Raw genomic sequence first — 24,068 nt, 5'->3', positions numbered from 1 at the left:
TTAATTCACGTTTAACTTAGGTGTATTCAACTAAATAAATACCTAAAATAGCCCTTATTTTTACTGAAAACACGATATGCGATATTCAGTACAGATGTCTGCGGCTAAAAATTATTTTTTAGGATTTCTCACTTCCGTTATAATTTTAGGCGCTGGATTATATTTTTACAATTCAAATAATCCTCCTTCTGTTCCCGAACCTACTTTTACCGAAAACAATACTACGGAGCGTAAGATGTTACAAGAGTTTGATCCAAACGATCTGGATAAAAACGACTGGATAAATTTGGGATTTTCTGAAAGACAGGTCGCCACCTTACTAAAATACAAATCAGTAGTTGGAGGATATTTTATCTCAAAAGAACAGTTTAAAAAATGTTACGCAGTCTCAGCGGAAAAGTATCAAGAGCTGGAACCCTATATATTATTACCGGAAAGTTCTTCAAAAAGACAATCATTTGTAAAGAATTTCTCAGATTATAATTCTAATACGTACCACTCTAAACCTAAAAAAGAGCTCAAAATTGCGGGAAAATTTAATCCCGATCATTATTCTTTGACAGATTTCATTAATCTTGGTTTTTCAGAAAAACAAGCACTTTCAATTTTAAAATACAAGAATTATCTTGGCGGCAGTTTCATCAGTAAAGAGAAATTTAAAGAATGTTATACCATTAGTGATGAAAATTACCAAAGGCTAGCTCCTTATCTTCTACTTCCTGAAAAGTCAACACTCAATAACACTGTTAAAAACCCTACAGTCTATCAGAAGGATAGCTCACCTGTAAAACCCGAGATCAATTATCAGCCGTTTGATCCTAACACCACTAATTTAGAAGGCTGGCAAAAACTTGGATTTTCACCAAAGCAAGCTCAAGTAATTATTAATTACAGAGATAAAAATTTGAAAGGGAAGTTTACGACCTTCGATCAAATTGCAAGTTGTTTTGTTATCTCAGAAGAAAAATTTGAAAAATTAAAACCATACATTATTTTAACTTCCACAGGTTCAAAAAGCAGCAACTCCGAAGCAGTAAAATCAGCAGATAATCAATATCACAGTTCCAAAACACAAGATATTAAAGTTACAAAAACCGATTTTCAGACAACTGAATTGAACCAGATGAAATTTAACCAATTAATTGAGTTTGGTTTTGACGAGAAGAGTGCCGCAAGCTTAATAGGATTTAGAAATAAATTAGGTGGGTTTGTCAATAAAAAACAGATTATAGAAACATATAATATAGATAAAGATTTAGCTGAAAGACTCGTAAACATAGCCCCTTTAAATAGCAATAGTGTGACAAAATATACTTTGATCGATGCGCCGGAGTCCTTTCTAAAAAACCATCCATATTTTAAATATTACGCTGATAAGATCATCTATTACCGTATTTCTTACCCGGATGAAAAAAAAATATTTAAGCTTATGGCTATTAAACCAGAAGCAGAGCAAAAAATGAGATTGTACTTAAAATAATTATTTTTTTATAAATTGAAGTGTTACCTCACCCAACTTTAATAAAAATATTCCTGCAGGAAGATCATGTACCTCTACAATATTACTCTTGTTAAAAGGTTTTTCAACGGTCATGATCAATTGTCCTGTCATACTAAATATTTGAGCATTTTCAAATCGACTTAGGTTTTGGCCGCTCACAAATAACTTTGCATCAGCGACAGGATTAGGATATATGGAAATTTCATTATCAACCGGATTAGGAACATTAGCAGCAGACAAGACTCCAATATTATCACAATAATCCACGGCATGAGTATCCCACTCGGACAATGTAAAAGAATTATTAGGCTCTGTAATTGCAGGAATCCTATAGAGTGAAACGTTAGCTAACAAAGAAGTATTATCAATATATTTGGATCCAATTGCATCAATAGTAGTGGATCTGTATCGTAATTCAAGATAATTGCTGCCCGAGAAACTTATTTGAGGCGAAGCAGAAAGAAATGCAGCATCATTATTCGTAATACAGCTAAAATTAGCTCTGGGATGTAGAATAACGATTGTTTCATTATTATTAATTACTCCTTCTAAATCGTATGGCGCAGGAAAATAATAGTTACCGTTCACCGTATTATAAAATTGAGCACTTATTTTGTAACCATTCAAACTTACTGCATGTCCCGTTTTATTAGTGATCTCTAAAGCTTTATTATCATCGGTACCTTCCAAATATTTGGAAATCATTAAATCTCTAGTATACCTATCTGAAGATAATGTAGCGACCGAAAAGAAATTGCTGTCTGCCGACTCCATATAACTATCATTGTAAGCTCGGATTGAAAACTGGTAATTGGTTGAAGGTAATAGGTGATCTACCGTAAAACTGGTATTGGTTGTATATCCTATATAAAGACCATTTTGGTAAACTTTATAACCTAGTAGATCGGAAGATGGAGAATCATTCCAATTTAAATTGATGAAATAAGAGCTTATTTGTGTACTGGACAAATTTAACGGTGCTAATGGCACTGAACTGGAAGCAGTTTGATTCCAAATTAGATCTACCCATTCTGGATGATCAATAAACGGATTTCGGTTTTTCTGTACGGCGAAAACATTATTATTCCGTTCTATTTCTTTAGGAGATACTGGATCTTCATTATGCCATTTTAATAACATATTCACGTACCAATCTTCAAATGATTTTTCTTCCGTCCCATCGAGAGGATTTCTATCATTAGCGGCTGAAGTACCATTATCAAACTTAAAGGAATTTAATTTCCCTTCATACCGAACTGCAAAATACAGTAGACTTCTGGCAATATCTCCTTTAAATTCAGCATGAGGCTCATAAACTCTTCCTGTATATCCAGAATTGGGGGTAGCATTATTACTCATTCTAGATCCATTTGAAAATACAGTGTAATTTACAGCTCCTCCTATTCCGAAAGGGAAATTATTTCGAATCTGATTAATTCTAGCATCAGTTGGAATCACAAAAAACAGATCCGAGTACATTGGGTAATTGCTATCAAACGTGCTCTGTGGCATAATATGTTCTCTATTATAACCTAATCCTTCTTGCCCGGCAGTACTGATTAATTGAGAACCGGTATAATGATAAGCACTGGCACCAGTGGGATTATTGCTATACATATCCAGTAAATAAATCGAATTTGAAGCATCATAATCATAATGATGGTCAATATCTGTATCATTATAAAATATTGGCAGATCACTATAATTCCAAGTAATAGGTTTCGAGGAAATAATATCGTGAAGTTTTGTCTTTAATTGATACCCAACCAAACTTTCAGTACCTGAATAATAAGTAGGAGGAGCTTGTGAAAACCCTAAAATTGGAAAGAATACGAAATAGAATAAAAATTTTTTCATAAGTCAGTAATTGAATCAAATTTACAAGATATATCAAAATTAGCTATTTAAACGACAAGTAATAATACCAAGTGGCTCAAATATGATATTATTGATTATTCATATAATAATTAATTAATGTTTTAACTGTGAAATTATTTCAGCACTTTATACATTTTCTTTATCTTTGAAAACAAATATATTCTATGAACAGCGAGACTACTCACAACCTTAATATGATTGCAGAAACCGCAAGAGATTTTGCAGAAAAAAAAATCCGTCCAAATATTATGGATTGGGATGAAAGCCAAACCTTTCCTGTAGAACTATTTCATCAACTGGGTGAAATGGGCTTTATGGGTATTGTTATTCCAGAAGAATATGGTGGATCAGGATTAGGATATCACGAATATGTGACTATTTTAGATGAAATATCGCAAGTTGATCCTTCAATTGGACTTTCTGTTGCAGCACATAATTCTCTTTGTACAAATCACATCTATGAGTTTGGATCTGAAGAACAGAGACACAAATGGTTACCGCAACTTGCATCTGGTAAAGTGATTGGAGCATGGGGATTAACAGAACATAACACTGGTTCTGATTCTGGTGGGATGAACACAACTGCAGTGAAAGATGGAGATGATTGGATTATTAATGGTGCCAAAAACTTTATTACACATGCTATCTCAGGAGATATTGCAGTAGTAATGACGAGAACCGGCGAAAAGGGAGCACGTAATAACTCAACTGCATTTGTTTTAGAAAAAGGTATGCCCGGATTTACGTCAGGAAAAAAAGAAAATAAATTAGGAATGCGCGCTTCCGAAACCGCAGAATTAATTTTTGATAGCGTACGCGTTTCAGATGCTAATCGATTAGGAGAAGTAGGTTCTGGTTTCAAACAAGCAATGAAAATACTTGACGGTGGTAGAATTTCGATTGCTGCATTAAGCTTAGGAACTGCAAGAGGAGCTTACAAAGCGGCTCTAAAATACTCATTAGAGAGACATCAGTTTGGAAAAGCAATTAATGAGTTCCAGGCAATCAACTTCATGCTTGCTGATATGGCAACAGAAATTGACGCAGCAGAATTATTAATTCAACGTGCATCTAATTTAAAAAATGCAAAACAACCAATGACCAAAGAAGGTGCAATGGCAAAACTCTACGCTTCCGAAGCTTGTGTAAGAATAGCTAATAATGCAGTTCAGATTTTTGGTGGTTACGGCTATACAAAAGATTTTCCTGCAGAAAAATACTATAGAGATTCAAAACTTTGTACGATCGGCGAGGGAACTTCAGAAATACAAAGGCTGGTTATTGGAAGAGAAATTTCTAAGTAAATTTTTTCTAAATATTATCAAAAACACCGAATTATCGGTGTTTTTTTCATTTTTAACAATTTTGAAGAAGAATTCGAGATTATTGTTTTCATAAATTTTCAATAAAAAAATATCATTTTCGACATATATTTATGCGTTTGTTTGAAAATAATTTATACATTTGACGGTCTTAAATTATTAATAAAACACAATTAATGAAAACACAAATTCTATCTTTTGCTTTCGCAGCAATTGCTGGTCTCTCCTATGGACAAACCAGCTCTTTATGGACGAATGCAGGCAGATCTGCAAGTAGTGAAGTTTTAGCGAACAAAGCTTCTATTGCTAATCCAAAATTATTCAACCTGAACGTTGAAGGTCTCAAATCAGCTTTGAAAGGCTCGCCTAACAAACTGGCAGTTAATGAAAAATCGGCCACCATTATTACTTTGCCATCCGTTGGCGGAAAAATGGAAGATTTTAAAGTTTCCGAAAATTCAAATTTCGATCCTGCATTGGCTGCGAAATATCCAGAGATTAAGTCTTATGTTGGACAAAGCTTAGCTAATCCAGCTAACGTAGTTTATTTCAGCTTATCACCTCTGGGTTTATCCTCTATGGAAATCAGCAGTGATAATTCTGCAGTTTTTATTGAACCTTACACTACTGATGCCTCATCTTACGTGGTTTATCAGCGGTCAGATAAAAAGGACAATTTAAATAAATTTGAATGTCTGACAATTGATGATGCTAAATCTCAGTTAGGAGAAGATTTAACTGCCCGACCTAATGCAGATGATGCCGTACTTAGAACTTTCCGTCTTGCACTTTCCTGTACAGGTGAATATACAGCCTATTTCGGGGGAACGAAAGCTAAGGCCTTGGCAGCGATGAACAACACCATGACTCGTGTTAACGGAGTTTTTCAAAAAGACTTCTCTGCTCGAATGATCATTATCTCAAATAATGATTCGGTAATATATACCAACGCTTCAACTGATCCTTATTCCAACTCTTCTTCAATGTCGCAATGGAATGGCCAACTTCAATCTACTCTAACCTCTGTAATTGGCGAGTCTAATTATGATATTGGACACTTATTTGGTGCGTCTGGCGGTGGCGGAAACGCAGGTTGTATCGGATGTGTTTGTGTAAACGGTTCTAAAGGAAAAGGAATCACTTCTCCTTCAGACAATAATCCATCAGGAGATAACTTTGATATTGATTACGTGGCACACGAAATGGGTCATCAATTTGGTGGAAATCATACGTTTACTAAATCAAATGAAGGAACAGGAGTACAAATGGAACCAGGATCCGGATCAACTATTATGGGTTATGCAGGAATTACAAATGTGGACGTTCAGCCTCATTCTGATCCCTATTTCCATGCTGTAACTATTCAGCAAATAACTAATAATATTAAATCCAAGACTTGCCCTGTAACTACTTCAACTGGTAATTCAATTCCAACTGCAAATGCTGGCGCAGATTATACGATTCCCAAAAGTACCCCGTTCATGTTAACTGGTACCTCTACGGATGCAAATGGTGATGCACTAACCTATATTTGGGAACAGATGGACAATCAAGCAAATGCGGATGCGCCAAGTGCCACAAAAACAACAGGTGTAAACTTTAGAAGTTATATGCCAACAACATCTCCTACAAGATATTTCCCAAGAATGCAGTCTGTTTTAGCAGGTTCTACTACAACTGCAAGTCCAGAAATTACGGTAGAAGCTTTATCTTCTGTTGGTAGAACACTCAATTTCAGATATACTGTTCGTGATAACAGACCTGGTGGATCAGGAAATAATTCAGATGATGCCGTAATTTCAGTAAATTCTAGTGCAGGACCATTCGCAGTAACATCACAGTCATCTTCAACTTCTTATACTGGTGGATCTTCACAAGCAGTTACCTGGAATGTTGCAGGAACTACTTCTAATGGAGTGAACGCAGCAAATGTTGATATTCTATGGTCTACCGACAGTGGAAATACATGGTCAACGTTGTTATCTGCAACACCAAATGACGGATCTCAAAACGTGACTATTCCAAATACATCAACTTCTACAGGTAGAATTATGGTGAAAGGAACAAATCATGTTTTCTTTAACGTAAACAAAAGCAACATTTCAGTATCAGCTGGAGCTGGAGACACAGTAGCACCTAAGGCTCCTGTTCTTTCTGCTTCCGGAACTACATCTACTTCAACTAATTTATCTTGGAGTGGTGCAACTGATAATGTTGGAGTAACCGGATATGACATATACAGAGGAACTACATTATTAGGTTCTACAGAATCTACATCTGCAACCATTACTGGACTTTCAGCATCTACTACTTATTCTTTCAATGTGAAAGCAAAAGATGCTGCAGGGAATATTTCTGTTGCAAGTAATGCAGTTTCAGTGACTACACCAGCTTCTTCTACTGATACTACTCCACCAACTGCACCGAGTTTATCAGTATCGGGTACTACAGCGAGCTCCACTAATCTTTCCTGGAGTGGTTCAACAGATAATGTAGGAGTGATAGAATATGATGTATTCCAAAACGCTTCTCTAATTGGTTCTACAAGTTCAACTTCTTATGCAGTTTCTGGCTTATCTGCTTCAACATCTTACACGTTCTCTGTTAAAGCGAAAGATGCAGCGGGGAATGTTTCTGTATCAAGTAATAATGTTTCCGTTACTACACTTTCCAGTTCTGTAAGCTACTGTTCATCTTCTGCAAACAGTACTGCTGACGAGCGTATTGGTAATGTAAAATTCAATACCATCAACAACTCTTCAACAGGCACATCAGGTTACGAAAACTTCACTTCAGTTTCTACTAATGTAACCAGAGGAACAAATTACTCATTATCGATCACCCCTACTTGGAGATCTACAAAATACTCAGAAGCATATGCAGTATATATTGACTATAATGGAAATGGAACATTTACAGATGCAGGCGAGAACGTATGGACCAAAGCTGGTTCTACAACTTCACCAGTAACAGGCTCCATTACCATTCCGAGCAACGCTACCTTGGGTGCCACAAGAATGCGCGTAATGATGAAATACTACTCCGCACCATCGTCTCCATGTGAGAATTTCAGCTATGGTCAAGTTGAGGATTATACAATCAATATTATGTCCAGTGGAAAAGAGGTTGCAGCTTCTACAGCAAATCCAGCTAAAGAATTTTCAATCTTTCCAAATCCTGTAACAGGTAAAGTTCTGAATATTTCTAACGCAGATTCAACTGCATTCAGTATTTATGATATGAGTGGGAAACTTCTTCAATCAGGAGAAATAGTTGATCACGTTGTGAATTTAATTAATCTTCCTAAGGGAGTTTATATTATTCAGGTTGGATCATCTTCCAAAAGATTCATAAAAGAATAAATTCAAAGTAAATATTTTTTTTTAACCGTCTCAATTTATTTTGAGGCGGTTTTTATTTTAAAAAATTGATTGTTTATATTTGTTTCAAATTAAAGATTAATGGAAAAATTAGATGCACTTAATCAAGTTGCAGAATTTCACAAAACTTTTAACGTACCAATTTTGGAAACACCTCAAATTCCAGCAAAGGAAAGATGTGAGTTAAGAGTTTCGCTTTTACAGGAAGAACTAGATGAATTAAAACAAGCGATCGAGGACAATGATTTGGTGGAAATCGCAGATGCTTTATGTGATTTACAATATGTATTGAGCGGGGCGGTTTTAGAATTTGGTTTAGGGAAAAAATTCCCAGCGCTATTTAATGAAGTACAGCGTTCTAATATGTCCAAAGCTTGTAATAACCAACAAGAAGCAGACGAGACGATCGCTTTTTATAAAGAAAAAGGCGAAGATGCTTTTGCACGGCCTGCTGGAGAAAAAATTAATGTTCATAGAACTTCGGACCAAAAAGTTTTAAAAAATAAATATTATTCTCCCGCAGATTTAAAATCTATCATTAATTAATATCATTAACACCTATGAAATATTTTTGCAAAATAATACTCAGCACGGCGGCTATTTTTTTCGCATTGCAATCTTGCAATTCGCAGAAAATTGTCATCAACCGGGAAGTAGATACTACAAATGACGGAAAAATGTTGCTTGGCTATCAGTCAAAAGATCAACTTTTAAAAGAACCTTATAGTGAATGGTATGTGAAAGAGCACGATGAATATGCAATCGATCAGAAATCCGTTGCCGAATTAAAGAAAGAAAAACTGAACTCCTATTCGCTAATCATTGTGATGGGAACTTGGTGTGAAGATAGTCATCGTGAAGTGCCACGTTTATTCAAAATTTTGGAGCAATTAAATTACCCCGAAAACAAACTTACTATTATTGCAGTTAATCGTAAAAAAGAAGCACCAAGTGGTGAAGAAGGAACGTATAATATCCAAAAAGTTCCTACCATCATCGTTCAAAAATACGGTAAAGAAATCGGCAGGATTATTGAAAGTCCTTCAACAGGATATCTTGAAAGAGATCTGTTAGAAATTATTAAAAAAGACAATTCCTCAATTAAAGATCTATTAAAGTAAAGTGAAAAAGAAGGAAATAATTATTGCTTTTATTACAGGTGCAGTTGCGATGATATTGCTTTTTGTACTCTGGAATAAACTGACAAAGAAAGCAGAAGACAAAGTTCAAAATGATTACTATATTATTACCAATCAAATTCGTAAAATGAATAAAATGGTTGTAATGGAGCAGGATTTTTCCAGCATGCAAAAAACTAGAATTACCTCTCAAATGTTGGGAAGTTCACTTCTGCCATCATCAGAAAAAGAGATCGTAACTTTTACAAAAACCAATGCCCAGGTTTCATATGACTTAAATAAAATGAAACTGGAGGTTGATTCTATAAACAAAAAACTAATTATCAGAGAATTGCCGAATGCTGATATTAGGATTATTCCCAGTGTAGAAATTCAATCAATGGATGATTCATTTTTCAACCGATTTAGTGATCAGGACTTTAAGAAAGTTACAAAATATGCAAAGGATAATGCTTACAAAACGGTCAATCAAAATCGTCTAAGGAACGAGGGCAGAAAACAATTAACCGAAAACTTAGATCAAATTTTTGTTTTGGCAAAGGCTTTGAATTACACTATTGAAGACCAGACTGGTCAGATCGATGTCACAAAACTATAACAAAAAAATAATGGAAAGTCCAAAAGACCACAAAACAAAAGAAGCAGAAATCAAAAAAGAAAATCAAGATTTTCCAAATGTGCCCGCCTCTACTGATAAAATAAATTCCGATGAAAAGATGAAGAAAGAAATAAAAGAAACCTCCAAACTTCATCCTGATGGAAAAACGGATAATACAGATCAAAAAAGCGAAAATTAATTTTTCGCTTTTTTTTATTCAAATGTTAAAAAAAAAAAATAAACTATTAATAATCAATATAAAAGTCATGAAATTTGCATTCAATATGCTAAGCATATTATTTTGCGAAATCAAAGGACTTACGCCATGAATTACAAGATTACCGCAACTTTCACTGAACTAAAAAATGCTACTGTGGCAAGTGAACTGTTAAAAATAGCAGGATATATAAAAGAATTTTCTGGATTTACAGCCAATACTAAGATTTATCCTGAGTCTCTAGTTGAAGATCATTTTTTAGATGAAAATGTGATAATGGTCTATACGCCCAATCTAAATCGTGCCTACAAAGCTCTTAATATTTTGAAAAGGCTAGAAGCATCGATAACTGAAGGTCTAGGTTCGAAATTAAAAGACTCAAAAATTAAAATTACAGCTAAACATCTTACTTTTAACAACAAACCGTATATTAATTTTAGAAATAGAATATCAACTAAGAAGCAGTAGATTATCAACTTTAAACCAAAAGAGTCGGTTTTAAGTAACTTCTTATTCAATGATCATCTCTAAATCATTTAACTTCTTATTAAAGTCATGAAAATAAATGGCGAAAAATTCGTATTTTTGCAACTTAAATTTTTAGTTACAAATGGTTAAAATCACTCTTCCAGATGGAAGTATTAAAGAATTTGAAGGATCAGTTACTCCGCTTGAAGTCGCAAAATCAATTAGTGAAGGTTTAGCAAGAAATGTTATTTCTGCTTTAGTAAACGGAACGCAGGTGGAAAACACCACGCCGATTACAACAGATGCCACGGTTCAGTTGCTCACCTGGAATGATGATTTGGGAAAAAAAGCTTTTTGGCATTCTTCGGCTCACCTTTTGGCGCAGGCCATAATGGAGTTTTATCCAGAAGCAAAATTAACCATTGGACCTGCAATCGAACAAGGTTTTTATTATGATGTAGATTTCGGTGAGGAAACATTATCTGAAAAAGATTTTGAAAAGATTGAAAAGAAAATGTTGGAGAATGCGAAGAAAAATGCAACCTTCAGTCTTTATCCAGTCTCTAAAGCCGATGCTTTAAAAGAATATGCCGACAATCCATACAAAACAGAATTAATATCCAATCTAAATGATGGCGAAATTACTTTCTGTACCCATGATAATTTCACGGATTTATGCCGTGGCGGTCACCTTCCTGCTACAGGAATTGTAAAAGCCGTAAAAATATTAAACGCAGCCGGAGCCTATTGGAGAGGTGATGAGAAAAACAAACAACTTACCAGAGTTTATGCGATCTCTTTCCCTAAACAAAAAGATCTGACTGAATATTTAGAACTTTTAGAAGAAGCAAAAAGACGTGATCACCGAAAACTAGGTAAAGAATTAGGAATTTATGCATTCTCCGAAAAAGTGGGTGCAGGTTTACCATTGTGGTTACCGAAAGGAACGGCACTGCGAAAAAAATTAGAAGAATTTCTTTCCGCAGCACAGAAAAAATCAGGATACGAATTCGTAATGACGCCACATATCGGATCTAAAGAATTGTATGTTACCTCCGGTCACTGGGATAAATATGGCGCCGACAGTTTTCAACCCATCAAAACACCGAACGAAGGTGAAGAGTTTATGTTGAAACCGATGAACTGTCCACACCATTGTGAAATTTACAAAGTTGGTCAATGGTCGTACCGTGATCTACCAAAACGTTTTGCAGAATTCGGTACTGTTTACCGTTACGAACAGTCAGGAGAGCTTCATGGATTAACAAGGGTTCGTGGATTTACTCAAGATGACGCTCATATTTTCTGCACACCAGATCAGTTAATGTCGGAATTCGAAAATGTCATTGATTTAACATTATATGTTTTCAAATCTTTAGGTTTTGAAGATTTTGTAACTCAGGTTTCGTTAAGAGATCCTGACAATAAAGAAAAATATATCGGGAGCGACGAAAACTGGAAAAAAGCAGAAGATGCCATCGTTCAGGCCGCCATTAAAAAAGGACTGAACTATGTTGTAGAATACGGTGAAGCTGCATTCTACGGACCGAAACTCGATTTCATGGTCAAAGATGCATTAGGTAGAAAATGGCAGTTAGGAACAATCCAGGTTGATTATAACTTACCGGAAAGATTTGATCTATGGTACACCGGAAATGATGGAGAAAAACACAGACCAGTAATGATTCATAGGGCGCCGTTCGGTTCTATGGAGCGGTTTATAGCGATTCTGTTGGAAAATACCGCGGGAGATTTCCCATTATGGTTGGCTCCGGATCAATTCATCATTTTACCGATTAGTGAAAAATATGCGGATTATGCAAAAAAAGTTTCACAATTGCTGGAAAATCACGATATTTGTGGACTGATTGACGAAAGAAGTGAGAAGACTGGTAGAAAAATCCGCGATGCGGAATTAAAAAAACTGCCATTCATGCTTATCGTCGGAGAGAATGAAGAACTTGAAGGAACAGTTTCTGTCCGAAGAAGAGGTGAAGGTGACTTAGGCGCAATGAGCGTAGAGGACTTTATCACTTACTTCAAAAAAGAAGCAACGATATAGAAAATTAGAATTTAACCAATTAAAAAAAGACACCATAGCACAAAAATTTCATTACAGAGGTAGAGGTCCACAGAGACGAGTTCAAGAAGATTTGCACCAGATCAATCAAAAGATCCGTGCGAGAGAAGTTCGTTTGGTAGGTGATAATGTGGAACCTGGCGTTTATCCGCTAGAAAAAGCTCTAGAAATAGCTAAAGATCAAGAATTGGATTTAGTGGTTATTTCAGATAAAGCAGAACCTTTTATTTCCAGAATTCTGGATTATAAAAAGTTTCTTTATGAGCAAAAGAAAAAACAGAAAGAGTTAAAAGCGAAACAAGTTAAAGTTGTCGTAAAAGAAATCAGATTCGGTCCTCAAACCGATGAGCATGATTACGATTTCAAAAAGAAACACGCCGAAAAATTCTTAGAAGAAGGTTCTAAATTAAAGACTTATGTTTTCTTTAAAGGACGTTCTATTATATTTAAAGATCAAGGAGAAATTCTTCTTTTAAAATTAGCACAGGAATTAGAGCACGTTGGAAAAGTTGATCAATTACCGAAATTAGAAGGTAAAAGAATGATTATGATGATGAGCCCTAAAAAACCTGCTAAATAAAAATTACATTTTTATAAAGTATAATGTAAAAGAGATTCTTTGGAGTCTCTTTTTTTCTTTTTAGTAAATAAGAGATTTAATTTCACGCGTTATCCTATTTATTTATTAAAGATTCGGCACCAATTATAATCTTAACTCTTAGAAAAGATGTTTCTCCATTTTAATGTTTGCTCTTTCGTAAAGTCCTTGATCCAGTTTAATTTCTGAGAAACCGTATTTGCGGTAAAGATGAAGAGCAGATTCTAATTGTGTGTTGGAGTATAAAATTAAGTTTTAACATGTTTTTGTTCTACAAAATCTAAGCAATGTTCTAATAAAAGTGTTCCGATTTTGTGACCTTGAGCTTTTTCAGCGACGGCCATTTTTCCTAATTCAAAAATGGTTTCTGTTTTCTTTAAAAGGGAAACGGTGCCAACGATTTCATCATTGAGTTTTGCATAAAAGATAAATCCTCCTTTATCGATGATGTCTTCTTTTGGATTGGAGAGCGACTGAATATCACTTTGCTCCACCCTAAAATATTTTTCAAGCCATCCGTAATTGAGTATTTTGATGGCTTCTTTTAGGTCTTTGGAATAAGGTATGATTTCTATTTTATTTGGGATCATGGTTTTTGAAGGTAGATTTAATCATTTTCTATAAAGCAGATTTTTGCTAATCTCTCCACAAAAATAATTTAAAAACGCGAAAAATTACATTCTTACAAATATTTTAGAATTAGACCTGTTTTGTAGGATCCTGCGAAACTCAGTTAGAAATCGAATAAAGAAAATTATCAGAAATAAAATTGTTAATTTTTTCGGTTCAAAATCCGAGAGTTTTCGCAGTGGAAAAATTACAATAAATAATCAGTTACCTTGCTAATGATTATTTCATTAACCAAATTATCAGTTTACCAAAACTTTCCCGCGTAAGGAATCGCAGCGGTTTCCCCAGAATAGATGGTGGGAAGCCTGGCTTAAGAAGTATGAGCGAAGAGCCCGACCAAAAGAAGTGAATGATTGTGCGATCACGATTATTCGGAATCGCGCACTAATGAAAGACAAAAGGGCTCGCCTAAATTCTAAATTGAGCAATAATATAAGAGGTGTGAACCTTTAGTGATATTCGGTGGTAATATGTTTTTGTAATTCATTGAAATTTCGTACTTTTGCAGTCTGAAAAATGTGTAGAATGCTGTAAAGTGGGTACACATGACGTAAAAAGAGATTGATAACAAATAGATAAAATTAAGCAAAATGCCAAAATTAAAAACTAAATCAGGTGCTAAGAAGCGTTTTAAGCTTACCGGAACGGGGAAGATTAAAAGAAAAGGTGCTTTCAAAAGCCACATCTTGACCAAAAAAGAAACGAAGCAAAAGAGAAATCTTACGCAGACTTCTTATGTTGCAGAAGTGGACAAAAAGAGCGTTTTACGTCAATTAGCTTTAAAATAGTTTTTATAAATCAACCGGTTTATAAGAATTAACAAATTCAGAAAATTTAACCCTGAAACGGTGCAAAAAAGTGTAATGAAATAATTTACCGCCCTTTTCAAAAAAACAAATTTAATTATGCCAAGATCAGTAAATGCAGTAGCTTCCAGAGCTCGCAGAAAAAAAGTAATTAAGCTAGCGAAAGGTTTTTTCGGTAGAAGAAAAAATGTTTGGACCGTAGCAAAAAATGCCGTACAAAAAGCAATGCAATATGCTTACCGCGGTAGAAAAGAGAAAAAGAGAAGTTTCAGATCTTTATGGATCATGCGTATCAACGCGGGTGCAAGAGAACATGGAATGTCTTACTCCCAGTTTATGGGCGCTCTAAAAACGAACAACATCGAATTGAACAGAAAAGTTTTAGCTGATTTAGCAATGAATCATCCTGAAGCGTTCAAAGCGATTGTTGACCAAGTAAAATAAATGTAAAATTTTTTGTTATCAATTTGAAAATCCTAAACATTGTTTAGGATTTTCCTTTATATTTGTAAAAAATTAATCATAATATGAAAAGTACTTTACTAATTCCTATGTTATTAATAGCATCTCTAGGATATTCTCAGACTTTTATACAAGCGTACAAAACAAGAGCACAATTAGTCACTCAAGCTAATATTAATACTCATCTTAGCAATTTTGCAAGTTACGGTATTAAGAAAACGGGAACAACAGCGAATAATAATGCTGCTGCATGGCTGCAAAGCGAATACAGTAGTTTTGGATATACCGCCTCGGAAATTACAACACAAAATTTTACTTATAATGGAAATAGTACTAAAAATATTATTGTAACCAAAACGGGTACTACTTATCCTAACACATTTATTATTATATGTGGGCATTACGATACTGTTGGAGGAGTTGGCGCAAATGATAATGGTAGTGGTGTTTCTATCATTTTAGAAGCAGCGAGAATCTTAAAAAATGTACCAACCGAATATTCCATTAAATTCATCAATTTCTCAGGTGAAGAGCAAGGGTTACTAGGTAGTCAATCATATGTGACAAATGTTGTGAATGCTACCAACCCAAAAATGGATATAAAATTAGTATTTAATATTGATCAAGTAGGAGGAAAAGCTGGAGCAAATAATACAAATATCACAGTGGACTACGATGATACTCCGTACAGTCCAAATGGCATGTACCCTGGTTATCCTTCTAGTAATAATGCAGCATCTGTTGTAGTTTCAAACCAATTGAAGACTTGTATGGAGCTGTATTCTCCGCTTACCGCTTCTTTATTCTATGGAGAAAGAACTGATTATATACCTTTTGATAAGAATGGAGAGATATTTACTGGTTTATACGAAACCATAGAAAGTGCAAGACCGCATACTTCTGGGGATACTGTCGTTAATATGGATCCAGTTTATCTTTTAAAAGTAGCACAAGGAGCCATTGGTGGTTTGCAGCATTTTGCGGGAGCAAGTACAACAGTTCTTGGAACAACCGATGTGAAAAAAGAACTTAAAGACCGCGTTAGTATTTTTCCGAATCCTGCGAATGACTTTATCAACATAGGAATTGATGGTAAAGGTTATAATTCTACAGTAACAGATATGTCCGGCCGTACGCTTATCAACTCGAAAGATGAGCAGACTATTAATACTTCTAAATTAAAAACTGGAGTCTATTTATTGACTGTAGTTGAAGATGGCCAGAGCACTACCAAGAAATTTATTATTAAAAAATAACTAATCGATTCATAGAAAAAGCCTGAACAGTGTTCAGGCTTTTTTAATTATAGAATGGTATCATTACTTTCCACTTCTTTTCATTAAAATTGCCTCAATATCATTTAATTGGAACGATTTTGCTTTCAACAGGATTAAAAAGTGATAGAGTAAATCTGCCGCTTCATTTTTGAATAAATCGGCGTTGTTATCTTTGGCTTCGATGACTAATTCTACAGCCTCCTCTCCTACTTTCTGCGCCACTTTATTGATGCCTCTTTGATATAGATCGTAAGTGTAAGACTTCTCTACTTTCTGATCGATTCGTTCCGAAATGGTTTCCTCCAGTTCATATAAAAATCCTTTTGATTTTTTCTCTTCAAAACAACTAAAAGTTCCAGTGTGACAAACATTGCCCGCCGGTTTTACCTGAATTAATAAAGCATCACAATCACAATCTTGTTGAATTCTTTTTACATAAAGGTAATTTTCAGAGGTTTCGCCTTTCAGCCAAATTCGGTTTTTGGTGCGGCTGAAGAAATGAACACGTCCATCTTTTTGCGTTAATTCCAAAGCTTCTTCGTTCATGTAACCCAACATTAAAACCTGCTGTGAGCGGTCGTCCTGGATAATTACGGGAACCAATCCATTTCCTTTTTCAAAATCTAATTTCATCTGTAATTTTTTAATCTTTTAAATATTCTACGCAATCTCATCAAACTGATTCGTGTTTATTGGTAAACTTGTTAATGGCGATTTCATCTTATGGATATTTTATTTTGTTTTAAATTCTCTTTTAAGTCCGTTATTTTAATTTCATTGAAGTGAAAAATACTCGCAGCCAAAGCTCCGGTTACTTTTGTTTCCGTAAAAACTTCAGTGAAATCTTCCATTTTCCCCGCACCACCAGAAGCGATGATCGGAAGTTGGCAAACCTCGGAAACATTTTGTAACATCCGGATATCGAAACCGTTTTTCGTGCCGTCAAAATCCATGGAAGTCAGTAATATTTCTCCAGCTCCTAAATCATTAACCGTTTTTACCCAATCTAAAGTTTTCAATTCCGTTTGAATTTTTCCACCATTAATGAAAACGTAATCTTCACCGTTGACATTTTTTGTGTCGATAGCGACAACAACACATTGATTTCCGAATTGTTGGGCAATTTCACGAACCAGTTCCGGACGTCGAACTGCCGCTGAGTTAATTGAAACTTTATCTGCGCCAGCCTTTAATAAAGCTTCTACATCCTGAACAGATGAAATTCCGCCACCGATGGTAAAAGGAATATTAATTTCTAAACTCAGTTTTTCAACGAGCTCGATCAACGTTTTTCTGTTTTCTAAAGTTGCCGTAATATCAAGGAAAACCAATTCATCAGCTCCGTCTTTGAGGTATTTCTTGGCAAGTTCCACAGGATCTCCGGCAATCCTTAGATCTTCAAACTGGATTCCTTTCACCGTTTTTCCGTCTTTGATATCCAAACACGGAATAATTCTTTTCTTTAACATTAATCAAATTTTTGAAGTTCCTTTAAACTTATTTTTCCTTCGTAAATGGCTTTTCCGATAATCGCTCCGGAACAGCCGACCTTTTTTAAATCCTCCAAATCCTGCACGGAAGAAATTCCGCCACTTGCAATTAAAGCCATTTCTGACTGTTTCAAAATTTCCTGATACAATTCAAAAGAAGGTCCTTCGAGCATTCCGTCTTTGGAAATATCAGTGCAAATTACTTCCTTAATTCCTTTACTTTGGTAAGATTGAATAAAGTCCAAAACATCCAGATCAGAATCGGTCAACCAACCAGAAGTTTTTATTTTTCGGTCTAAACAATCTGCACCTAAAATTAATTTTTCAGCGCCAAATTCAGTGATCCATTCTTCACACAATTGCGAGTTTTCTACCGCAATACTTCCGATCGTCACTTGATTTGCTCCGGCATTGAAAGCACTTTCTAAACTTTCGCGTGTTTTTATTCCACCTCCAAAATCAATAATTAGATTGGTTTGAGAAGCGAGCATTTCTAAAGTCTTTAAATTTTTAATGGTTTTTGCTTTCGCACCATCGAGATCCACCAAATGGAGATATTGGATTCCGTGGGCTTCGTATTCTTTGGCAATATCCAAAGGATTTTCGTGGTAGATCTTCTTGGTATCATAATCTCCTTTGGAGAGTCGCACGCATTTTCCGTCGATGATGTCTATGGCTGGGATTATTTTCATTTTTATATTATTTTTAAAACCACAAGCCTGTCTGCCGACAGGCAGGAGTCACAAAAGATTTTTTACTCTTTAAAGAAACTCAAAAGTTCATCAAAGAATGGGTCTAAACACATTCCTTTTTTCAACTTTAAAGAGATCAAATTTCAACTTTTACTTTTGTGACTTTTGTGGTTAAATTATTATAATTTTAAAAAAATTTTCACTCTCTAAAGAAACTCAAAAGTTCATCAAAGAATGGGTCTAAACACATTCCTTTTTTCAACTTTAAAGAGATCAAATTTCAACTTTTACTTTTGTGACTTTTGTGGTTAAATTATTATAGTTTTAAAAAAATTTTCACTCTCTAAAGAAACTCAAAAGTCCATCAAAGAATGGGTCTAAACACATTCCTTTTTTCAACTTTAAAGAGATCAAATTTCAACTTTTACTTTTGTGCCTTTTGTGGTTAAAGTTTGTTATTTTAGTTTTAGAAAATTTTCAAGGATTTTAGAGCCAACATCTCCAGATTTTTCCGGATGAAACTGCGTACCGTAAAAATTATCTTTTTGCAAAGTCGCAGAGAACGACAAAATATAATCACATTCGGACGTCGTATTTGCTCCGACTTCACAATAATAACTATGGACGAAATAGAAATTATCACCTGCAGAAATTCCGTCTAAAAGATCGCCTTTAATTTCTTGTAAATTATTCCAACCCATGTGCGGAACAATATCTGTGGCTGGAAATTCTTTTACCTTCAAATTAAATATTCCAAGACATTGTGTATTTCCTTCTTCCGAAAAATCACACAACAATTGCTGTCCGAGACAGATTCCTAAAAAAGGCTGTTTCAATGTTGGGATCAAAGTATCTAAATTTCGCTGCTTTAAATATTTCATCGCCGTGGAAGCTTCTCCAACTCCAGGAAAAATCACTTTTTCAGCATTTATTATTTCCTCAAAATCTGATGTAGTGATTGTTTCGAATCCTAATCTTCTGACGGCATTTTCCACGGATTTTACATTTCCCGCGCCATAATCAATGATCGCTATCATAAAATTCCTTTGGTACTTGGGATGGAAAAATTGTTTTGATCCTGCTTCACGGCATCGCGCAACACCTTGGCAAAAGCTTTGAAAATCGATTCGATCTTGTGGTGTTCATTGTCACCTTCACACTGAATATTGAGATTGCATTTTCCGGTATCGGTGAATGATTTAAAAAAGTGGTAAAACAATTCAGTCGGCACATCACCGATTTTTTCTCTTTTAAAATCAACATTCCAAACCAACCAATTTCTACCGCCGAAATCCAAAACGACCTGCGCCAAACAATCATCCATAGGCAAAGCAAATGCATATCTTTCTATTCCTTTTTTCGAACCTAAAGCCTGCTCAAAACAGGTTCCCAAAACCAACGCCGTATCTTCGATCGTGTGATGTTCATCAACTTCTAAATCTCCATTAACATTTACTTCCAAATCAAAATTTCCGTGTTTTGAGATTTGTTCCAGCATGTGATCAAAGAACGCCAAACCGGTATTGATATTCGATTTCCCGCTTCCATCCAAATTCAATTCAACCGTAATTTCGGTTTCTTTTGTTTTACGGTTTACTTTCGCTTTTCTAGGGATTTTCTTTAAATATTGGTAGATCTCGTCCCAACTTTGTGTGGTTAAAGTGGCTTCTTCCAAATTTTCTTTTCCGATAAAAATAGATTGTGATCCTAAATTTTTCGCTAATTCAACATCTGTTTTACGATCACCAATAACAAAAGAATTTTTCAGATCGTAATTTCCGTGGATATATTTTTGAAGTAAACCCGTTCTCGGTTTTCTATTCGGCGAATTATCGGATTCAAAACTGTCATCAATTAAAAGATCAGAAAAAACGACTCCTTCATTTTCAAAAGTTTTCAGCATTTTGTCCTGTGGAATTCTGAAATCTTCTTCCGGAAAAGAATCGGTTCCCAAACCGTCCTGATTGGTTACCATCACCAATTCATAATCGAGTTCGATCACGATCCTGGCTAAATTCTGAATCACTTTGGGATAAAATTCTAATTTCTCTAAAGAATCTACCTGAAAATCTATGGGTGGTTCTAAAATTAAAGTTCCGTCGCGGTCGATGAATAATACTTTTTTCATGATTTAATTTCTGATAATACGTTTAAAACTTTTAAATTCTCGGCAGGTTTCCCGACACTTAAGCGTAGGCAATTTTTTAAAGCCGGATGACGAAGACTTGTCCAGATGTTGGCCTGAAGTAATTTTTGATAAACCTTTTCGGCATCTTTAAATTCGATCAAAAAGAAATTGGTGTCAGATGGATAGATCTTCACTACCTCTTTATTTTCTGTCAAACCTTTCTTCAATTTATCTTTCTCTGATAAAATTATTTGGATATTTTCCGCCTGTTCTTTTTCGTTTTGTAATTGCCGTAAAGCCAGTCTTTGGCTTTCTGAACTGATATTATAAGGAGGTTTGAACCGATTAATAAAGGAAGCAATTTCTGGTGCAGAAATCCCAACGCCGATTCTTAATCCTGCCATTCCGTACGCTTTGGATAAGGTTTTTAAAACAATTAAATTCGGATATTTTTTTAATAAACGAACAGCTGATTCTTCTGGAGAAAACTCGATATACGCTTCATCCACCACTACGATTCTATTAAAGCTTTGAATATAAAATTCTAAATCGTCGATGGAATTTCCCGTTGGATTATTAGGCGAACAGAGGAACAAAATTTTAGCCTTCGTTTTTGTTAGCGCGTCTTCAAACTCCGTTTTATTCAATTGAAAATCTAAATTTAACTGCAGTTTTTCAACCGCTACATTATTCATTTTTGCATAAATCTCGTACATCACAAAACTCGGATTGAATACCATGATCGAATCTTTTTCAGGATCACAAAATATTCGCATCAATAAGTCGATCAACTCGTCGCTGCCATTTCCTAAAAATAAATTAGATGCGTCTATTTTATTGATCTCCGCCAGTTTTCTTTTGAGCTGAACATTTTCAGCATCGGGATAACGGTTGTAATTTCCGAACGGATTTTCGTTGGCATCCAACAAAATAAACTGGTCTTTGTCGTCACTCGGTCGCGACGCTGAATAGGATTTCATTCCCACCAAATGTGGTCTGATTGTTTGTTCTAAATTAAATTCCATTTTCTAAAGATTTTAAGCGAAGTGAAACTGCATTTTTGTGAGCATCCAAACCTTCTGCAGCGGCCATTAATTCGATGATTTTTCCTATATTTAGAAGGCCGGTTTTTGAAATTTCCTGAATGGTGATTTTTTTCACAAAACTGTCGAGGGAAACGCCACTGTAATTTTTTGCAAATCCGTTGGTTGGCAAAGTGTGGTTCGTTCCGCTCGCATAATCGCCGGCTGATTCAGGCGTATAATTTCCGAGGAAAACAGAACCGGCATTGGTAATTTTCCCAATATAATTTCTAGGATTTTCTACTGCTAAAATTAAATGTTCAGGAGCGTAGAAATTGCTCATTTCAAGCGCTTCATCAATAGTTCTCATCAGAACAAAACGACTGTTTTCTAAAGCAAGCTTTGCAATTTCATTACGTGGAAGTTCTAGTAATTGTTTTTCAATTTCCTTTAAAGTGTCATTAAAAACAATTTCATCTGTTGAAATAAAAATCACTTGAGAATCCGTTCCGTGCTCGGCTTGTGATAATAAGTCTGCCGCGCAAAATTCTTGTTTTGCTTCTTCATCAGCGATCACTAAAACTTCACTTGGACCCGCTGGTAGATCGATGGCGACATTATATTCCATCGCCAATTGTTTTGCTTGCGTCACGTATTGATTTCCAGGACCGAAAATCTTATCAACTTTAGCAATTGTTTCAGTACCGAAAGTTAAAGCAGCAATTGCCTGAGCGCCGCCGACTTTAAAAATTTTGGTAATTCCACACAATTGCGCGGTATACAAAATCGCAGGATTGATTGATCCGTCTTTTTGTGGTGGCGTACAAAGCATTACTTCTTTGCATCCGGCAATTTGAGCCGGAACAGCCAACATTAAAACGGTAGAAAAAAGTGGCGCCGTTCCACCCGGAATATACAATCCTACTTTTTCAATTGCTCTGGATTCTTGCCAACAAATAACTCCTTCAGTGGTTTCAATTTCAGTGGATTGCTCTTTTTGAGCAGCGTGAAATTTGAAAATATTTTCTTTCGCCTGATCGATCGCAGCCTTTAATTCTCGTGAAACCTGGGCGACGGCAAATTCTATTTCTCCTTTCGAAACTAATAATTGAGCAATGCTTACCTGATCAAATTTTATCGCAAACTCCTTCAAAGCAGCATCACCATCTTCTTTTACTTTTAAGAAAATATCCTGAACGGTATTTCTTAAATCTTTCTTTTCAAGAGCTGGCCTTTTCAAGAGTGTTTCCCACGTATTTTGTGCTGGATATTTAAATATATTTTTCATTTTTACTTTTTATAGACTTATTTTTAACGCAATCCCGATAGCCATCGGGACGATAAGGAATTTTATTATTCTGTTAATCAATTACCATCGCAAAGGCGTTTGACTAAGCAAAGGCCTATTACCTCTTGTTAGTACGTTTATATTGTACATTGTTTTATACTGATTTCTAACATCTAACTTCTAACCTCTAAGGTCTACTTTACAAAACCATTTTTTCAATTGGAATTACGAGAATTCCCTCTGCTCCAAACTTTTTCAACTCATCAATAATTTTCCAGAATTTATTTTCACGAACTACGGAGTGAATACTACTCCATCCTGTTTCAGCGAGTGGTAAAACAGTTGGGGATTTCATGCCTGGTAAAATATTAATGATCTTTTCAATGGACTCATTTGGAGCGTTCAACAAAATATATTTATTCTCTCTGGAATTGATCACCGCTTGAATTCTAAAAAGAAAAGATTCAAGAATTATTGAAATACCATCGGGAAGATTTCTGCTCGAAATCAAAACAGCCTCACTCTTTAAAACTTCTTCAACTTCTTTCAAACCATTGTGTAAAAGTGTACTTCCAGAACTTACTAAATCAGCGATCGCATCTGCTAATCCGATACTTGGAGCAATCTCCACACTTCCGGAAATCTCAACAATTTCTGCACTGATGTTATTTTTTTCAAAGTAATTTTTAACGATTGTCGGATAGGAAGTTGCAATCTTCTTTCCTTGAAAAAAGCTGAGATCTGAATAGTCCTGATCTTTCGGAATTGCTAATGAAAGACTGCAATTGGCAAAACCGAGTTTTCTTACAAAATCCACGTTCTTGTTTTGTTCTAAAACTTCATTTTCCCCAATAATACCGATATCGACGATTCCCTGTTCTACATATTTTGGAATATCATCATCGCGAAGGAAAAGAATTTCTAAAGGAAAATTGGTTGCTGAGTTTTTGAGTTTGCTTTTAAAATCTGGAATTTTAATGCCACATTCTTTTAAAAGTTCAAGGGACTTTTCGCTGAGTCTGCCACTTTTTTGTATTGCGATCTTTAATTTGTTCATATTCAATTTTGAGGTTGGGTCTGAACAAATGCTTT

The 24,068-nt window shown here is 35.1% G+C and carries 23 protein-coding genes; 13 read left to right on the top strand and 10 right to left on the bottom strand.

Annotation, left to right across the window (positions count from 1 at the left end; all coding sequences use genetic code 11):
• Window positions 1–76 precede the first annotated feature (76 nt).
• A complete protein-coding gene (locus tag FNJ88_RS12945) occupies window positions 77–1,480 on the top strand; it encodes a helix-hairpin-helix domain-containing protein (RefSeq protein ID WP_143853650.1) in 1,404 nt (467 codons plus the stop codon).
• On the opposite strand, the gene FNJ88_RS12940 is transcribed toward FNJ88_RS12945, so the two are convergent.
• Entirely contained in the window at window positions 1,481–3,358 is a 1,878-nt protein-coding gene (locus FNJ88_RS12940) for an endonuclease (RefSeq protein ID WP_143853649.1), read from the bottom strand.
• A gap of 185 nt (window positions 3,359–3,543) precedes the next feature.
• Between FNJ88_RS12940 and FNJ88_RS12935 the strand changes: the two genes are divergently transcribed.
• The 9 genes from FNJ88_RS12935 to infC all read left to right on the top strand — a co-directional run bounded on the left by FNJ88_RS12935 (window position 3,544) and on the right by infC (window position 13,163).
• On the top strand, window positions 3,544–4,683 hold the full coding sequence (locus FNJ88_RS12935; protein ID WP_143853648.1) for an acyl-CoA dehydrogenase family protein: 1,140 nt from the start codon (window positions 3,544–3,546) through the stop codon (window positions 4,681–4,683).
• 194 nt (window positions 4,684–4,877) lie between these two features.
• Window positions 4,878–8,063: a reprolysin-like metallopeptidase gene (locus tag FNJ88_RS12930; RefSeq protein WP_143853647.1), complete on the top strand. Its 3,186-nt coding sequence runs from the start codon at window positions 4,878–4,880 to the stop codon at window positions 8,061–8,063.
• Window positions 8,064–8,162: 99 nt separating this feature from the next.
• Window positions 8,163–8,627, top strand: coding sequence for a nucleoside triphosphate pyrophosphohydrolase family protein (locus FNJ88_RS12925; protein WP_143853646.1), 465 nt, complete (start codon window positions 8,163–8,165; stop codon window positions 8,625–8,627).
• A 14-nt stretch (window positions 8,628–8,641) separates the two neighbouring features.
• Window positions 8,642–9,202, top strand: a complete 561-nt coding sequence (locus tag FNJ88_RS12920; protein ID WP_143853645.1) for a TlpA family protein disulfide reductase — start codon at window positions 8,642–8,644, stop codon at window positions 9,200–9,202.
• A 1-nt stretch (window position 9,203) separates the two neighbouring features.
• On the top strand, window positions 9,204–9,818 hold the full coding sequence (locus FNJ88_RS12915) for a DUF4230 domain-containing protein (RefSeq protein WP_143853644.1): 615 nt from the start codon (window positions 9,204–9,206) through the stop codon (window positions 9,816–9,818).
• 10 nt (window positions 9,819–9,828) lie between these two features.
• Window positions 9,829–10,017 (top strand): hypothetical protein, encoded by a 189-nt coding sequence (locus tag FNJ88_RS12910; protein ID WP_143853643.1) that lies wholly within the window; start codon window positions 9,829–9,831, stop codon window positions 10,015–10,017.
• Between the two features lie 126 nt (window positions 10,018–10,143).
• Window positions 10,144–10,503 carry a hypothetical protein gene (locus tag FNJ88_RS12905; RefSeq protein ID WP_143853642.1) on the top strand — a complete coding sequence of 120 codons (360 nt, stop codon included), beginning with the start codon at window positions 10,144–10,146 and terminating at the stop codon, window positions 10,501–10,503.
• 142 nt (window positions 10,504–10,645) lie between these two features.
• The gene (thrS, locus tag FNJ88_RS12900) at window positions 10,646–12,565 is read left to right on the top strand and encodes a threonine--tRNA ligase (protein ID WP_143853641.1); all 1,920 of its coding nucleotides are present in this window, start codon (window positions 10,646–10,648) and stop codon (window positions 12,563–12,565) included.
• A 91-nt stretch (window positions 12,566–12,656) separates the two neighbouring features.
• A complete protein-coding gene (gene infC / locus FNJ88_RS12895; protein ID WP_185145833.1) occupies window positions 12,657–13,163 on the top strand; it encodes a translation initiation factor IF-3 in 507 nt (168 codons plus the stop codon).
• Window positions 13,164–13,429: 266 nt separating this feature from the next.
• Here the strand turns inward: infC and FNJ88_RS12890 are convergent, their stop codons facing one another.
• Window positions 13,430–13,771 carry a GNAT family N-acetyltransferase gene (locus FNJ88_RS12890; RefSeq protein ID WP_317132172.1) on the bottom strand — a complete coding sequence of 114 codons (342 nt, stop codon included), beginning with the start codon at window positions 13,769–13,771 and terminating at the stop codon, window positions 13,430–13,432.
• A gap of 630 nt (window positions 13,772–14,401) precedes the next feature.
• On the opposite strand from FNJ88_RS12890, the gene rpmI reads away from it, so the two are divergent.
• From rpmI to FNJ88_RS12875, 3 genes are all read left to right on the top strand, one after another.
• On the top strand, window positions 14,402–14,599 hold the full coding sequence (rpmI, locus tag FNJ88_RS12885) for a 50S ribosomal protein L35 (protein ID WP_027377392.1): 198 nt from the start codon (window positions 14,402–14,404) through the stop codon (window positions 14,597–14,599).
• A gap of 117 nt (window positions 14,600–14,716) precedes the next feature.
• The gene (gene rplT / locus FNJ88_RS12880) at window positions 14,717–15,061 is read left to right on the top strand and encodes a 50S ribosomal protein L20 (RefSeq protein ID WP_143853639.1); all 345 of its coding nucleotides are present in this window, start codon (window positions 14,717–14,719) and stop codon (window positions 15,059–15,061) included.
• An 83-nt stretch (window positions 15,062–15,144) separates the two neighbouring features.
• Window positions 15,145–16,335 carry a M28 family peptidase gene (locus FNJ88_RS12875; protein ID WP_143853638.1) on the top strand — a complete coding sequence of 397 codons (1,191 nt, stop codon included), beginning with the start codon at window positions 15,145–15,147 and terminating at the stop codon, window positions 16,333–16,335.
• Between the two features lie 63 nt (window positions 16,336–16,398).
• Here FNJ88_RS12875 and hisIE read toward each other — a convergent pair whose 3' ends face one another.
• From hisIE to hisG, 8 genes are all read right to left on the bottom strand, one after another.
• Window positions 16,399–16,989, bottom strand: a complete 591-nt coding sequence (hisIE, locus tag FNJ88_RS12870) for a bifunctional phosphoribosyl-AMP cyclohydrolase/phosphoribosyl-ATP diphosphatase HisIE (RefSeq protein ID WP_143853637.1) — start codon at window positions 16,987–16,989, stop codon at window positions 16,399–16,401.
• An 83-nt stretch (window positions 16,990–17,072) separates the two neighbouring features.
• Window positions 17,073–17,825: an imidazole glycerol phosphate synthase subunit HisF gene (hisF, locus tag FNJ88_RS12865; protein ID WP_143853636.1), complete on the bottom strand. Its 753-nt coding sequence runs from the start codon at window positions 17,823–17,825 to the stop codon at window positions 17,073–17,075.
• Window positions 17,825–18,538 carry a 1-(5-phosphoribosyl)-5-[(5-phosphoribosylamino)methylideneamino]imidazole-4-carboxamide isomerase gene (gene hisA / locus FNJ88_RS12860; protein ID WP_143853635.1) on the bottom strand — a complete coding sequence of 238 codons (714 nt, stop codon included), beginning with the start codon at window positions 18,536–18,538 and terminating at the stop codon, window positions 17,825–17,827. The genes hisF and hisA overlap by 1 nt, the downstream gene beginning before the upstream one ends.
• 455 nt (window positions 18,539–18,993) lie before the next feature.
• Complete coding sequence (hisH, locus tag FNJ88_RS12855) at window positions 18,994–19,575, bottom strand: imidazole glycerol phosphate synthase subunit HisH (protein ID WP_143853634.1); 582 nt, start codon at window positions 19,573–19,575, stop codon at window positions 18,994–18,996.
• Entirely contained in the window at window positions 19,572–20,666 is a 1,095-nt protein-coding gene (hisB, locus tag FNJ88_RS12850) for a bifunctional histidinol-phosphatase/imidazoleglycerol-phosphate dehydratase HisB (protein ID WP_143853633.1), read from the bottom strand. Before hisB ends, hisH begins: the two co-directional genes overlap by 4 nt.
• Entirely contained in the window at window positions 20,663–21,691 is a 1,029-nt protein-coding gene (gene hisC, locus FNJ88_RS12845) for a histidinol-phosphate transaminase (RefSeq protein WP_143853632.1), read from the bottom strand. Before hisC ends, hisB begins: the two co-directional genes overlap by 4 nt.
• Entirely contained in the window at window positions 21,681–22,976 is a 1,296-nt protein-coding gene (hisD, locus tag FNJ88_RS12840; protein ID WP_143853631.1) for a histidinol dehydrogenase, read from the bottom strand. The genes hisC and hisD overlap by 11 nt, the downstream gene beginning before the upstream one ends.
• A 199-nt stretch (window positions 22,977–23,175) precedes the next feature.
• On the bottom strand, window positions 23,176–24,033 hold the full coding sequence (gene hisG / locus FNJ88_RS12835) for an ATP phosphoribosyltransferase (protein WP_143853630.1): 858 nt from the start codon (window positions 24,031–24,033) through the stop codon (window positions 23,176–23,178).
• Window positions 24,034–24,068: the final 35 nt, after the last annotated feature.

This window comes from Chryseobacterium sp. SNU WT5, from assembly GCF_007362475.1.
Lineage (GTDB): Bacteria > Bacteroidota > Bacteroidia > Flavobacteriales > Weeksellaceae > Kaistella.
The sequence above is the reverse complement of the archived record's forward strand: the minus strand, read 5'-3'. Positions and strand labels throughout refer to the sequence as shown.